This is a genomic window from Staphylococcus agnetis (assembly GCF_011466855.1).
In the GTDB taxonomy this organism is placed as follows: domain Bacteria; phylum Bacillota; class Bacilli; order Staphylococcales; family Staphylococcaceae; genus Staphylococcus; species Staphylococcus agnetis.
Genome location: NZ_CP045927.1, coordinates 251,080 through 266,388 on the forward strand (window position 1 = coordinate 251,080; position 15,309 = coordinate 266,388).

Annotated in this window: 9 protein-coding genes; 8 read left to right on the forward strand and 1 reads right to left on the reverse strand. The window is 39.5% G+C overall.

From position 1 onward, the window contains the following. The first annotated feature begins 36 nt into the window (after positions 1 to 36). The 7 genes from rpoB to tuf all read left to right on the forward strand — a co-directional run bounded on the left by rpoB (position 37) and on the right by tuf (position 12,447). The gene (rpoB, locus tag GJE18_RS01265) at positions 37 to 3,588 is read left to right on the forward strand and encodes a DNA-directed RNA polymerase subunit beta (RefSeq protein WP_060552329.1); all 3,552 of its coding nucleotides are present in this window, start codon (positions 37 to 39) and stop codon (positions 3,586 to 3,588) included. Between the two features lie 174 nt (positions 3,589 to 3,762). Beyond that, positions 3,763 to 7,380: a DNA-directed RNA polymerase subunit beta' gene (gene rpoC, locus GJE18_RS01270; protein ID WP_060552330.1), complete on the forward strand. Its 3,618-nt coding sequence runs from the start codon at positions 3,763 to 3,765 to the stop codon at positions 7,378 to 7,380. 144 nt (positions 7,381 to 7,524) lie between these two features. Continuing rightward, complete coding sequence (locus tag GJE18_RS01275) at positions 7,525 to 7,779, forward strand: ribosomal L7Ae/L30e/S12e/Gadd45 family protein (RefSeq protein WP_037566319.1); 255 nt, start codon at positions 7,525 to 7,527, stop codon at positions 7,777 to 7,779. 98 nt (positions 7,780 to 7,877) lie between these two features. Then, positions 7,878 to 8,291, forward strand: coding sequence for a 30S ribosomal protein S12 (gene rpsL / locus GJE18_RS01280; RefSeq protein ID WP_037566320.1), 414 nt, complete (start codon positions 7,878 to 7,880; stop codon positions 8,289 to 8,291). Between the two features lie 81 nt (positions 8,292 to 8,372). Continuing rightward, entirely contained in the window at positions 8,373 to 8,843 is a 471-nt protein-coding gene (gene rpsG, locus GJE18_RS01285) for a 30S ribosomal protein S7 (RefSeq protein ID WP_014614746.1), read from the forward strand. Positions 8,844 to 8,986: 143 nt separating this feature from the next. Then, positions 8,987 to 11,068: an elongation factor G gene (gene fusA / locus GJE18_RS01290; RefSeq protein WP_060552331.1), complete on the forward strand. Its 2,082-nt coding sequence runs from the start codon at positions 8,987 to 8,989 to the stop codon at positions 11,066 to 11,068. 191 nt (positions 11,069 to 11,259) lie between these two features. After that, entirely contained in the window at positions 11,260 to 12,447 is a 1,188-nt protein-coding gene (gene tuf, locus GJE18_RS01295) for an elongation factor Tu (protein WP_037566322.1), read from the forward strand. 396 nt (positions 12,448 to 12,843) lie between these two features. On the opposite strand, the gene GJE18_RS01300 is transcribed toward tuf, so the two are convergent. Then, positions 12,844 to 14,016, reverse strand: coding sequence for a M20 family metallopeptidase (locus tag GJE18_RS01300; protein ID WP_165805066.1), 1,173 nt, complete (start codon positions 14,014 to 14,016; stop codon positions 12,844 to 12,846). A gap of 99 nt (positions 14,017 to 14,115) precedes the next feature. Here GJE18_RS01300 and GJE18_RS01305 point away from each other — a divergent pair, with 99 nt between their 5' ends. Then, positions 14,116 to 15,306 carry a glycine C-acetyltransferase gene (locus GJE18_RS01305; RefSeq protein WP_107368317.1) on the forward strand — a complete coding sequence of 397 codons (1,191 nt, stop codon included), beginning with the start codon at positions 14,116 to 14,118 and terminating at the stop codon, positions 15,304 to 15,306. Positions 15,307 to 15,309 lie beyond the last annotated feature (3 nt).

Consider the following 15,309-nt stretch of genomic DNA (forward strand, 5'->3'; position numbering starts at 1 on the left):
TTAGAGAGACACACAATTTTTGAGGGGTGAATCTGTTTGGCAGGTCAATTTGTCCAATATGGAAGACATCGTAAACGTAGAAACTACGCAAGAATCTCAGAAGTATTAGAATTACCTAATTTAATTGAGATTCAAACAAAATCATATGATTGGTTTTTAAAAGAAGGACTTTTAGAAATGCTTCGCGACATTTCTCCAATTGAGGACTTCACAGGAAACCTTTCTTTAGAATTTGTTGATTATAGACTAGGTGAACCGAAGTACGATTTAGAAGAATCAAAAAACCGCGATGCGACTTATGCAGCGCCATTACGCGTTAAAGTACGTTTAATTATTAAAGAAACTGGCGAAGTGAAAGATCAAGAAGTATTCATGGGAGATTTCCCATTAATGACTGAAACGGGCACTTTCGTCATCAATGGTGCAGAGCGTGTTATTGTATCACAATTAGTACGTTCACCATCCGTTTACTTCAATGAAAAATTAGATAAAAATGGACGTGTAAACTACGATGCAACTGTAATTCCTAACCGTGGTGCTTGGTTGGAATACGAAACAGATGCAAAAGACGTTGTCTACGTACGTATCGATAGAACACGTAAATTACCATTAACTGTGTTATTACGTGCATTAGGTTACTCCACAGATCAAGAAATTATTGATTTATTAGGAGATAACGAATACTTACGTAACACATTAGAAAAAGATAGCACAGAAAACACAGAACAAGCTTTACTTGAAATTTATGAACGTTTACGCCCAGGTGAACCACCAACTGTAGAAAATGCGAAGAGCTTATTATACTCTCGCTTCTTTGACCCTAAACGTTACGATTTAGCTAGCGTAGGACGTTATAAAGCAAATAAAAAATTACATTTAAAACACCGTTTATTCAATCAAAAATTAGCTGAACCAATCGTGAATACTGAAACTGGTGAAATCGTTGTTGAAGAAGGTACAGTCTTAGATCGTCGTAAATTAGACGAAATCATGGACGTATTAGAATCAAATGCAAACGCGCAAGTCTATGAGCTTCCAAATAGCATTGTAGATGAACCTGTAGAAGTTCAATCTATTAAAGTGTATGTACCTAATGACGATGAAGCACGTACAACGACAGTAATTGGTAATGCATTCCCTGATTCTGAAGTGAAATGTATCACGCCAGCAGATATCGTTGCGTCAATGTCTTATTTCTTCAACTTATTACACGGCATTGGTTATACGGATGATATTGACCACTTAGGTAACCGTCGTTTACGTTCAGTTGGTGAATTGTTACAAAACCAATTCCGTATCGGTTTATCTCGTATGGAACGTGTGGTGCGTGAAAGAATGTCTATTCAAGACACAGAATCGATTACGCCACAACAATTAATCAACATTCGCCCAGTTATCGCATCAGTGAAAGAGTTCTTTGGTAGTTCTCAATTATCACAATTCATGGACCAAGCGAACCCATTAGCAGAGTTAACACACAAACGTCGTTTATCTGCATTAGGGCCTGGTGGTTTAACGCGTGAGCGTGCACAAATGGAAGTGCGTGACGTTCACTACTCTCACTATGGTCGTATGTGTCCGATTGAAACACCAGAGGGACCAAACATTGGTTTAATTAACTCGCTTTCTAGTTATGCGCGTGTCAACGAATTTGGTTTCATTGAAACGCCTTACCGTAAAGTGGACCTTGAAACGAATACAATTACAGACCAAATTGATTACTTAACTGCGGATGAAGAAGACAGTTACGTTGTTGCCCAAGCGAATTCTCGTTTAGACGAAAATGGCCGCTTTATCGATGACGAAATTGTGTGTCGTTTCCGTGGTAACAATACAACAATGGCTAAAGAGAAAATGGACTACATGGATGTATCGCCTAAGCAAGTTGTTTCTGCGGCGACAGCATGTATTCCATTCTTAGAAAACGATGACTCGAACCGTGCATTAATGGGTGCGAACATGCAACGTCAAGCCGTACCTTTATTGAACCCAGAGTCACCGTTTGTAGGTACAGGTATGGAGCACGTCGCTGCACGTGACTCAGGTGCTGCAGTACTTGCGAAACATCGCGGACGTGTTGAACACGTTCAATCAAGTGAAATCCTTGTACGCCGTCTTGTAGATGACAACGGTATTGAAGTTGAAGGCGAATTAGATCGCTACCCATTAGCGAAGTTTAAACGTTCAAACTCAGGTACATGTTACAACCAACGCCCAATCATCGCTGCAGGAGACATCGTTGAGAAAAACGAAATTCTTGCGGATGGTCCTTCTATGGAACTTGGTGAAATGGCATTAGGTCGTAACGTTGTCGTTGGATTCATGACGTGGGACGGTTATAACTATGAGGATGCCGTAATCATGAGTGAACGTCTTGTGAAAGATGACGTATACACATCTATTCATATTGAAGAATATGAATCAGAAGCACGTGATACGAAACTTGGACCTGAAGAAATCACACGTGATATTCCGAACGTATCTGAAAATGCACTTAAAAACTTAGATGATCGTGGTATTGTCTACATCGGTGCTGAAGTTAAAGATGGAGACATCTTAGTGGGTAAAGTAACGCCTAAAGGTGTAACGGAATTAACTGCTGAAGAACGTTTATTACACGCTATCTTTGGTGAAAAAGCACGTGAAGTACGTGATACATCATTACGTGTGCCACATGGTGCAGGCGGTATCGTTCTAGACGTTAAAGTCTTCAACCGTGAAGATGGCGATGATTCTTTATCTCCAGGTGTTAACCAACTTGTACGTGTTTACATCGTACAAAAACGTAAAATTCACGTAGGAGATAAGATGTGTGGTCGTCACGGTAACAAAGGTGTCATCTCTAAAATCGTTCCTGAAGAAGATATGCCATATTTACCAGACGGACGTCCAATCGATATCATGTTAAACCCACTTGGTGTACCATCACGTATGAACATCGGACAAGTATTAGAGCTACACTTAGGTATGGCGGCTAAAAACTTAGGTATCCATGTTGCATCACCAGTATTTGACGGTGCGAACGATGATGACGTATGGTCAACAATCGAAGAAGCTGGTATGGCACGTGACGGTAAAACAGTACTTTACGATGGTCGAACAGGTGAACCATTCGATAACCGTATTTCTGTTGGGGTTATGTACATGTTGAAACTTGCGCACATGGTTGATGATAAACTTCATGCGCGTTCAACTGGACCATACTCACTCGTTACACAACAACCACTTGGTGGTAAAGCACAATTCGGTGGACAAAGATTTGGTGAGATGGAGGTATGGGCACTTGAAGCATATGGTGCTGCTTACACATTACAAGAAATCCTCACATACAAATCAGATGATACTGTAGGTCGTGTGAAAACTTACGAATCTATCGTTAAAGGTGAAAACATTTCTAGACCAAGTGTTCCTGAATCATTCCGCGTATTGATGAAAGAACTTCAAAGTTTAGGATTAGATGTCAAAGTGATGGATGAGCAAGATAACGAAATTGAAATGCGTGACTTAGAAGAGGACGATGTGCCTGATCGCAAAGTCAATTTACAACAACCAAGCGTTCCAGAATCACAAAGAGATATCACTGAATAATACTGACATCATTATAATAAATAAACACATGTGACATACGTAAGAGGAAGGTGTTGTATGACAGAATCATAACAGTTTCTATGCAACTTCTTTCTCCTGCGATACACATGTATGCCATTGTTTTAAGGAATCAATCAACTAGCACAGCTAATTAAAATAAAGGAGGTAGGCTCCTTGATTGATGTAAATAAATTTCATTACATGAAAATAGGACTCGCTTCACCTGAAAAAATCCGTTCTTGGTCATACGGTGAGGTTAAAAAGCCAGAAACAATTAACTATCGTACTTTAAAACCAGAAAAAGACGGTCTATTCTGTGAACGTATTTTCGGACCAACAAAAGACTGGGAATGTAGTTGTGGTAAGTACAAGCGTGTACGTTATAAAGGTATGATTTGTGACCGTTGTGGCGTTGAAGTTACAAAATCAAAAGTACGTCGTGAACGTATGGGTCACATCGAGCTTGCGGCACCTGTATCACACATTTGGTATTTCAAAGGCATTCCAAGTCGTATGGGCTTATTGCTAGATATGTCACCACGTGCCTTAGAAGAAGTCATTTATTTTGCTTCTTACGTTGTGGTCGATCCAGGTCCAACTGGTTTAGAAAAGAAAACATTACTCTCAGAAGCTGAATTCCGTGAGTACTATGACAAATTCCCTGGTCAATTCACTGCAAAAATGGGTGCTGAAGGGATTAAAGATTTATTAGAAGAAATCAACTTAGATGAAGAATTAAAAATGTTACGTGATGAACTTGAATCTGCTACAGGTCAACGTTTAACACGTGCGATCAAACGTTTAGAAGTTGTGGAATCATTCCGTAATTCAGGCAACAACCCTGCATGGATGATTTTAGACGTACTTCCAATTATTCCACCAGAAATTCGTCCAATGGTGCAATTAGATGGTGGACGTTTTGCGACAAGTGATTTGAACGATTTATATCGTCGTGTCATTAACCGTAACAACCGTTTAAAACGTTTATTAGACCTTGGTGCACCTGGCATCATCGTTCAAAACGAAAAACGTATGTTACAAGAAGCTGTTGATGCATTAATCGATAACGGTCGCCGTGGTCGTCCTGTTACAGGTCCTGGTAACCGTCCATTAAAATCACTCTCGCATATGTTAAAAGGTAAACAAGGTCGTTTCCGTCAAAACTTACTTGGTAAACGTGTTGACTATTCTGGTCGTTCGGTTATCGCGGTAGGTCCGAACTTAAAAATGTACCAATGTGGTTTACCTAAAGAAATGGCGTTAGAATTATTCAAACCTTTCGTAATGAAAGAATTAGTTCAACGTGAAATTGCTACAAACATTAAAAATGCGAAAACGAAAATTGAACGTACGGAAGATGAAGTTTGGGACGTTTTAGAAGATGTCATCACTGAACACCCAGTACTTCTTAACCGTGCCCCTACGCTTCACAGATTAGGTATCCAAGCGTTCGAACCAACGCTTGTAGAAGGACGTGCGATTCGTCTACACCCACTTGTAACGACAGCTTACAATGCGGACTTTGACGGTGACCAAATGGCCGTTCACGTACCTTTATCAAAAGAAGCACAAGCAGAAGCGCGTATGTTAATGCTTGCGGCGCAAAACATCTTGAACCCTAAAGACGGTAAACCAGTTGTAACACCATCTCAGGATATGGTACTTGGTAACTACTACCTAACTTTAGAACGTAAAGATGCGGTAAATACAGGTTTATTATTTAACGATGCCAATGAAGTAATCAAAGCGTATGCAAATGGCTATGTACATCTTCATACACGTATTGGTGTTCAAGCAGCATCATTCAATAACCCAACATTTACTGAAGAACAAAACCGTAAGATTTTAACAACATCTGTAGGTAAAGTGATTTTCAATGAAATCATTCCAGATTCATTTGCATATATCAATGAGCCAACTGCGACAAACTTAGAGAAGAACACACCAGATAAATACTTTGTTGATGCGTCTGATCTTGGTGAAGGCGGTTTAGCGGAATACTTTGAAAACACTGAACTTGTTCCACCATTCAACAAAAAATTCTTAGGTAACATCATCGCAGAAGTATTCAATCGTTTCAGCATTACAGATACGTCTATGATGCTTGACTTAATGAAAGACTTAGGATTTAAGTATTCATCTAAAGCAGGTATTACTGTAGGTGTTGCTGACATCGTGGTATTACCAGACAAGAAAGAAATTCTTGATGAATCAGAAAAACTTGTTGAACGCGTACAAAAACAATTTAACCGTGGTTTATTAACTGAAGAAGAGCGCTATAATGCGGTTATTGAAATTTGGACAAATGCAAAAGACCAAATTCAAGAAGAGTTAATGCAATCACTTGAAAAAACAAACCCAATCTTTATGATGAGTGACTCTGGTGCCCGTGGTAACGCATCTAACTTTACGCAACTTGCAGGTATGCGTGGATTAATGGCCGCACCATCAGGTAAAATCATCGAACTTCCAATCACATCATCATTCCGTGAAGGTTTAACCGTATTAGAGTACTTCATCTCTACTCACGGTGCGCGTAAAGGTCTTGCCGATACAGCCCTTAAAACAGCGGACTCAGGTTACCTTACTCGTCGTCTTGTTGACGTGGCACAAGATGTTATCGTGCGTGAAGAAGACTGTGGTACAGACCGTGGTTTACTCGTTTCAGATATCAAAGAAGGTACTGAAATGATCGAACCATTTATCGAGCGTATCGAAGGTCGTTATGCTAAAGAAACGATTCGTCACCCAGAGACAGATAAAGTTATTATCCGTCCAGACGAATTAATCACACCAGATATTGCGAAAGAAATTACAGATGCGGGCATCGAAGAGATGTACATCCGCTCAGCATTTACATGTAACACACGTCACGGTGTATGTGAAAAATGTTATGGTAAAAACTTAGCAACTGGTGAAAAAGTTGAAGTTGGTGAAGCAGTGGGTACAATCGCTGCACAATCTATCGGTGAACCTGGTACACAGTTAACAATGCGTACTTTCCATACTGGTGGGGTAGCCGGTAGCGATATCACACAAGGTTTACCACGTATCCAAGAGATTTTTGAAGCGCGTAACCCGAAAGGTCAAGCCGTGATTACAGAAATCGAAGGTACAATTGATAACATTACAATTGGTAAAGATAGACAACAAGAAATCGTGGTTAAAGGTGCGAACGAAACACGTTCATACCTCGCGCCAGGTACGTCACGCTTGAAAGTTGAAATCGGACAAGCAGTTGAACGTGGTGAAGTGTTAACAGAAGGTTCTATAGAGCCGAAAAACTTCTTAGCAATTGCAGGTCTTACTGCAACTGAAGCCTACTTGCTAAAAGAAGTTCAAAAAGTTTACCGTATGCAAGGGGTAGAAATCGACGACAAACACGTTGAAGTTATGGTTCGTCAAATGTTACGTAAAGTTCGCATTATCGAAGCTGGTGACACGAAATTATTACCAGGTTCATTAGTGGATATCCACCACTTTACAGATGCGAACCGTGAAGCATTTAAAGAACGTAAACGTCCAGCAACGGCTAAACCAGTACTTTTAGGTATCACAAAAGCATCACTTGAAACAGAAAGTTTCTTATCTGCGGCATCATTCCAAGAAACAACGCGTGTACTTACTGACGCTGCGATTAAAGGTAAACGTGATGACTTACTTGGTCTTAAAGAAAACGTTATTATCGGTAAGCTGATTCCAGCGGGTACAGGTATGAAACGTTATAGCCAAGTAGATATCGAAAAAGAAAAATCAACGATTGACGCACAAGAACACATTGTGACGGAATAATAAAATGTTTAAAAAGGCGCAGTGATCTGACCATTGCTGCGCCTTTTACTTTTGTGATTTATCATTGAAAAATTGTTGACGTTATACAATTGAGATGATAATATAGAAAAGGTTGATGCAAGCAGTACTTTGGAGGATATGCAAATGTCTAATGAAAAAGTCACACGCTTAAACAAACAAGCCTACGTTGTTGGTTTGAAACAGACGCTTAAAGCGTTGAAAAATCATAACGTATCACAATTGATTATCGGCGAAGATGTTAATGTGCATCTCTTAGCGCGCGTGTTAAGCTTTGCCAATCAAAATAACGTACCAATCACGTTTTTTGAAAGCCAAAAAGCTTTAGGAGAACATGTTGGTATTAACGTAAAGGCAACGGTTGTTGCTTTGCTCAAATGAGATTAGTAAGGACAATGAGGACTTACTAAATTTTATTTAATCTAAAAATGAACCACCTGGATGTGTGGGATTAAAAATCGAGAGAGGAGGAAACATAAATGCCTACTATTAACCAATTAGTACGTAAACCAAGACAAAGCAAAACTAAGAAATCTGACTCACCAGCTTTAAACAGAGGTTTCAACAGTCAAAAGAAACAATTCACGAAGTTAAACTCTCCACAAAAACGTGGTGTGTGTACTCGTGTTGGTACTATGACTCCTAAAAAACCTAACTCAGCGTTACGTAAATATGCACGTGTGCGTTTATCAAACAACATTGAAATCAACGCATACATCCCTGGTATCGGACACAACTTACAAGAGCACAGTGTTGTACTTGTTCGTGGTGGACGTGTAAAAGACTTACCTGGTGTGCGTTACCATATCGTACGTGGTGCGTTAGATACTTCTGGTGTTGATGGACGTATGCAAGGACGTTCATTATACGGAACTAAAAAACCTAAGAAATAAGGTTAAATTAATGTAAATTTCGTCGGTTACAATGACTGATAGATTATAAATATACTATAATAGGAAGGGAGGACTTGTATTATGCCTCGTAAAGGATCAGTACCTAAAAGAGATGTGTTACCAGATCCAATTCACAACTCTAAATTAGTGACAAAATTAATCAATAAGATCATGTTAGATGGTAAACGTGGAACAGCTCAACGTATTCTTTATTCTGCATTCGACTTAGTTCAAGAACGTTCAGGTCGCGATGCAATGGAAGTTTTCGATGAAGCGATCAACAACATTATGCCAGTACTTGAAGTTAAAGCTCGCCGTGTAGGTGGTTCTAACTACCAAGTACCTGTAGAAGTTCGTCCAGAGCGTCGTACTACTTTAGGTTTACGTTGGTTAGTAAACTATGCGCGTCTTCGTGGTGAAAAAACTATGGAAGAGCGTTTAGCTAACGAAATCTTAGACGCTGCTAACAACACTGGTGGTGCCGTTAAGAAACGTGAAGACACGCACAAAATGGCTGAAGCGAACAAAGCATTCGCTCACTACCGTTGGTAAGATAGATGCCTATTCCCTGAGCATACATGTCATTGGCAACCATCAACGTGCACATCGCATATTGAACGTTTGTCATGCGTTTGCTTAGGGTAAAGCTATATCTGATCATATTATCCTATATTCTGGAAGGAGAAAGAATACCCATGGGAAGAGACTTTTCTTTAAAGAACACGCGTAATATCGGTATCATGGCCCACATCGATGCTGGTAAAACGACTACTACTGAACGTATTCTTTATTACACTGGACGTATCCATAAAATTGGTGAAACACATGAAGGTGCTTCACAAATGGACTGGATGGAGCAAGAGCAAGACCGTGGTATTACGATTACATCAGCTGCAACAACAGCTGCTTGGAATGGTCACCGTGTTAACATCATCGACACACCTGGACACGTAGACTTCACAGTAGAAGTTGAACGTTCATTACGTGTACTTGATGGTGCGGTAACTGTACTTGATGCGCAATCAGGTGTTGAACCTCAAACTGAAACAGTTTGGCGTCAAGCAACAACATACGGCGTTCCTCGTATCGTATTCGTAAACAAAATGGACAAAATGGGTGCAAACTTCGATTACGCTGTAAGCACTTTACATGACCGTTTACAAGCGAATGCAGCTCCAATCCAATTACCAATTGGTGCTGAAGATGAATTCCAAGCGATCATTGACTTAGTAACAATGAAATGCTTCAAATATAACAATGACTTAGGTACAGACATTGAGGAAACTGATATTCCTGAAGATATGCAAGAACGTGCTGAAGAAGCGCGTGAAGCATTAATCGAAGCTGTAGCTGAAACAAACGATGACTTAATGGAAAAATACTTAGGTGGAGAAGAAATCTCTGTAGATGAGCTTAAAGACGCTATCCGTCAAGCTACTACTGACGTTGAATTCTACCCAGTATTATGTGGTACTGCATTCAAGAACAAAGGTGTTCAATTAATGTTAGATGCCGTTATCGATTACTTACCATCACCACTTGATGTTAAGCCAATCGTTGGTCATCGTGCTGACAACCCTGAAGAAGAAGTTATCGCGAAAGCGGATGACAGTGCTGAATTCGCAGCATTAGCGTTTAAAGTTATGACTGACCCTTATGTTGGTAAATTAACATTCTTCCGTGTGTACTCAGGTACATTAACTTCAGGTTCTTATGTTAAAAACTCTACGAAAGGTAAACGTGAACGTGTAGGTCGTATCCTACAAATGCACGCGAACTCTCGTGAAGAAATCAGCTCTGTATATTCTGGTGATATCGCAGCTGCTGTAGGTCTTAAAGACACTGGTACAGGTGACACACTTTGTGGAGAGAAAAATGACATCATCTTAGAGTCAATGGAATTCCCAGAGCCAGTTATCCACTTATCAGTAGAACCTAAATCAAAAGCTGACCAAGATAAAATGACTCAAGCGCTTGTAAAACTTCAAGAAGAAGACCCAACATTCAAAGCGCATACAGATGAAGAAACTGGTCAAGTTATCATTGGTGGTATGGGTGAGCTTCACCTTGACATCATTGTTGACCGTATGAAGAAAGAATTTAACGTGGAAGCAAACGTTGGTGCGCCAATGGTATCTTACCGTGAAACGTTCAAATCAGCAGCTGCTGTTCAAGGTAAATTCTCTCGTCAATCTGGTGGTCGTGGTCAATACGGTGACGTTCACATCGAATTCACACCTAACGAAACAGGTGCTGGTTTCGAATTCGAAAACGCTATCGTTGGTGGTGTCGTTCCTCGTGAATACATTCCATCAGTTGAACAAGGTCTTAAAGACGCAATGGAAAACGGTGTCTTAGCTGGATATCCATTAATCGATGTGAAAGCAAAATTATTTGATGGTTCATACCACGATGTCGATTCATCTGAAATGGCCTTCAAAATTGCTGCATCATTAGCACTTAAAGAAGCTGCTAAAAAATGTAACCCAGTGATCTTAGAACCAATGATGAAAGTTACAATCGAAATGCCTGAAGAGTACATGGGTGACATCATGGGTGACGTTACAGCACGTCGTGGCCGTGTAGACGGTATGGAACCACGTGGTAACGCTCAAGTTGTTAACGCATACGTACCACTTTCAGAAATGTTCGGTTATGCAACGTCATTACGTTCTAACACGCAAGGTCGCGGTACGTACACAATGTACTTCGATCACTATGCAGAGGTTCCTAAATCAATCTCTGAAGAAATTATCAAAAAGAACAAAGGTGAATAATAGATTACCCAACCCGTCTATGAGATAATGACCCATGTGGCGTTATCAAGCCTTTACCTTCTTTTAAAATTGATTTTTTCAGTAAAATGATTTATAAAGGTAATAAAGATTATCTATCTCATGAAGGTGAGTAACTTTCATGAGAGATATTTAAAATATTAATTCTTAATTTGAAGAGGAGAGATTTCATAATGGCTAAAGAAAAATTCGATCGCTCAAAAGAACATGCCAATATTGGTACTATCGGTCACGTTGACCATGGTAAAACTACATTAACAGCTGCTATCGCTACAGTATTAGCGAAGCACGGTGACTCAGTTGCACAATCATACGACATGATTGACAACGCTCCAGAAGAAAAAGAACGTGGTATCACAATCAACACGTCTCACATTGAGTACCAAACTGAAAAACGTCACTATGCACACGTTGACTGCCCAGGTCACGCTGACTACGTTAAAAACATGATCACTGGTGCTGCTCAAATGGACGGCGGTATCTTAGTAGTATCTGCTGCTGACGGTCCAATGCCACAAACTCGTGAGCACATCCTTTTATCACGTAACGTTGGTGTACCAGCATTAGTTGTATTCTTAAACAAAGTTGACATGGTTGACGACGAAGAATTATTAGAATTAGTAGAAATGGAAGTTCGTGACTTATTATCTGAATACGACTTCCCAGGCGATGACATCCCTGTAATCGCTGGTTCAGCATTAAAAGCTTTAGAAGGCGACGCTGAATACGAAGGTAAAATCTTAGAATTAATGGAAGCTGTAGACAACTACATCCCAACTCCAGAACGTGATTCTGACAAACCATTCATGATGCCTGTTGAGGACGTATTCTCAATCACAGGTCGTGGTACAGTTGCAACTGGCCGTGTTGAACGTGGTCAAATCAAAGTTGGTGAAGAAGTTGAAATCATCGGTTTAACTGAAGAATCTTCTAAAACAACTGTTACAGGTGTAGAAATGTTCCGTAAGTTATTAGACTACGCTGAAGCTGGTGACAACATCGGTGCATTATTACGTGGTGTTGCTCGTGAAGACGTTCAACGTGGACAAGTATTAGCTGCTCCAGGTTCAATCACACCTCACACTAAATTTAAAGCGGAAGTTTACGTATTATCAAAAGACGAAGGTGGTCGTCACACTCCATTCTTCTCTAACTACCGCCCACAATTCTATTTCCGTACTACTGACGTAACTGGCGTTGTTCACTTACCAGAAGGTACTGAAATGGTTATGCCTGGCGATAACGTAGAAATGGACGTTGAGTTAATTTCTCCAATCGCTATCGAAGACGGTACACGTTTCTCTATCCGTGAAGGTGGACGTACTGTAGGATCAGGCGTTGTAACAGCTATCGAAAAATAATATCATTTATCTTTGAGATAGATAAAAAGAGTTGGCATCATGCCAACTCTTTTTTTGTGCATGCTAAGTTACTCTTTAAAGGTGATTCTTAATTAGGGATGCGATAAGCTTACAAGCACATACGTTATCCAGTCAAATACTGTCTTCGATTATTTTATATTAACTATAATTTTTTAGTTATCTCGCGGTTAAAATAGATTTACAGTTTCGGATTAAAGCTTTGTGCGTCTAGGATAAGGTATTGATCAAAAAGTATATTAATTCATTATCATTTCCATTAAAATGACAAAATGTATTCATAAAGATTAAAAAACATCCAACATCGTTCATGAGCTCATGAATGATGTTGGATGTTTTTGGTGAATAGGGTTGCGATGTCCCATGTCTTTGTATCATTTATAATACGTTTTCAAGCTCTAGTATTTTCATAAATGTACTGACAGTGTACTTCATCGCAGATTCATCAATGTCAAAATGTGGGCTATGATGCGGCCATTCACTATTCTTCTCAGGGTTGCCACAACCTGTGAAGAAGAAAGCACCTGGACGTGCCTTTAAATAGTAGGAGAAATCTTCGCCTACCATCATTAAGTCAGCATCGTGATATCTAAAATTGAGCGTATTGGCTGCTTCTTTAACAATGTTTGCAGATGCTTCATGATTATATACAGGTAAATAGCCTTTAACGTAATCAAAATCGTATGTGATATCATTTGCTAATGCCAAACCTTGAAGCAGTTTATCCATTTTATGATAAATATGTTGTTGTACTTCTGGTTCAAACGTTCTGACGGTGCCTCTACATATGGCAGTATCTGGAATAACATTATCAGCTTCACCCGCTTGAATTTTGCCAAATGAGATGACAGCTTGTTTCACAGGATCAATGGTGCGTGAAACGATTTTTTGCGCACTTAATATAAATTCAGCGAGAATGACGACGGGATCAATCGTTTCATGCGGTTTTGCACCGTGTCCACCCTTACCATGGATCTTAATGTTAAATTCATCAGGTTGCGCCATCATTGGACCGGGTCTTGTGTGAATTGTACCCGTAGGATAGCCGCTCCATAAATGGTTGCCATATATTTTATCGACGCCCATTAATGCATTATCAGCAATCATCTCTTGTGCACCACCAGGCGTTACTTCCTCACCATATTGAAAGATGAGAACGACAGTACCTTTAAGTTTTTGTTGATGTTCATGTAAGAGTTCAGCGACAGTGAGTAACGTCGCTGTATGGCCATCATGTCCGCATGCGTGCATGACGCCCGGCACTTTAGAGCGATACGGTACATCTTTTAAATCCTCAATCGGTAGCGCATCAAAGTCAGCTCTTAAGGCAATTGTAGGGCCTTGTTTATTCCCGGAGATTTTGGCGATGATCCCATTTTGCCCAACATGGTCATTAATTTCAAAGTCGAGTTGTTCAAGACGCTGAACAATATAGGCGTGTGTATGTTTTTCAAAAAATGAAACTTCAGGGTATTGATGAAGATAACGACGCGTTTCTATCATTCGCGCTTCTTTTTCGCGTGCAAGTTGGAACCAATCCATCTGTGTCATCTCCTTTTTAAATCGTTATCTTTATATTATACACATGCTTTGAAGTTTGTACAAAATACGTTATTATTAAAGTGATTGAAAATTGAAAGGGGAATGAACATGGTTCAAAAGTTAAATGACTTTTTACAAGAAAACATTAACTACCTTAAAGACAATGGGTTGTATAATGAAATTGATTCAATTGAAGGGGCAAATGGTCCGGAAATTAAAATCAAAGGCAAATCATATATTAACCTATCATCAAACAACTACTTAGGATTGGCAACAAATGAAGATCTTAAAACAGCAGCAAAAAAGGCGATTGACTCTCACGGTGTAGGTGCTGGTGCAGTACGTACAATTAACGGTACTTTAGATTTACATGATGAACTCGAGCAAACATTAGCAAAATTTAAAGGTACTGAAGCTGCTATCGCTTATCAATCTGGTTTCAATTGTAATATGGCTGCGATTTCTGCAGTAATGAATAAAAATGATGCGATTTTATCTGATGAATTGAACCATGCATCGATTATCGATGGATGTCGTTTATCTAAAGCGAAAATCATTCGTGTTAAACACTCTGATATGGATGACTTACGTGAAAAAGCGAAAGAAGCAGTTGAATCAGGCCAATATAATAAAGTGATGTACATTACTGATGGTGTTTTCAGTATGGATGGGGATGTTGCGAAACTCCCTGAAATTGTTGAAATCTGTGAGCCATTAGGTATTATGATTTATGTTGATGATGCGCACGGTTCTGGTGTCATGGGTAAAGGTGCTGGAACAGTGAAACACTTTGGTTTACAAGATAAAGTAGACTTCCAAATCGGTACTTTATCAAAAGCTATTGGTGTGGTAGGCGGTTATGTTGCTGGATCACAACAATTAATTGATTGGTTAAAAGCACAATCACGCCCATTCTTATTCTCTACATCATTAGCACCTGGAGATACAAAAGCAATTACTGAAGCGGTAAATAAATTAATGGCTTCTACAGAATTACACGATAAACTTTGGGATAACGCAAAATACCTTAAAGATGGTTTATCAAAATTAGGTTTTGACATTGGTGACTCCGAAACACCAATCACACCAGTAATTATAGGTGATGAAAAGAAAACGCAAGAATTTAGTAAGCGTTTAATGGATGAAGGTGTTTACGTAAAATCAATCGTCTTCCCAACTGTCCCACGTGGCACAGGCCGTGTGAGAAATATGCCTACTGCCGCACATACAAAAGCCATGTTAGATCAAGCATTAGAAGTATATGAACGTGTAGGTAAAGAACTGAACGTCATTCAATAATCA

Excerpts from the sequence above, each read along its gene's own strand:
- rpsL (WP_037566320.1), top strand. The coding sequence starts at position 7,878 with ATGCCTACTATTAACCAATTAGTACGTAAACCAAGACAAAGCAAAACT.
- GJE18_RS01305 (WP_107368317.1), top strand. The coding sequence starts at position 14,116 with ATGGTTCAAAAGTTAAATGACTTTTTACAAGAAAACATTAACTACCTT.
- rpsG (WP_014614746.1), top strand. The coding sequence starts at position 8,373 with ATGCCTCGTAAAGGATCAGTACCTAAAAGAGATGTGTTACCAGATCCA.
- fusA (WP_060552331.1), top strand. The coding sequence starts at position 8,987 with ATGGGAAGAGACTTTTCTTTAAAGAACACGCGTAATATCGGTATCATG.
- GJE18_RS01275 (WP_037566319.1), top strand. The coding sequence starts at position 7,525 with ATGTCTAATGAAAAAGTCACACGCTTAAACAAACAAGCCTACGTTGTT.
- tuf (WP_037566322.1), top strand. The coding sequence starts at position 11,260 with ATGGCTAAAGAAAAATTCGATCGCTCAAAAGAACATGCCAATATTGGT.
- GJE18_RS01300 (WP_165805066.1), bottom strand. The coding sequence starts at position 14,016 with ATGACACAGATGGATTGGTTCCAACTTGCACGCGAAAAAGAAGCGCGA.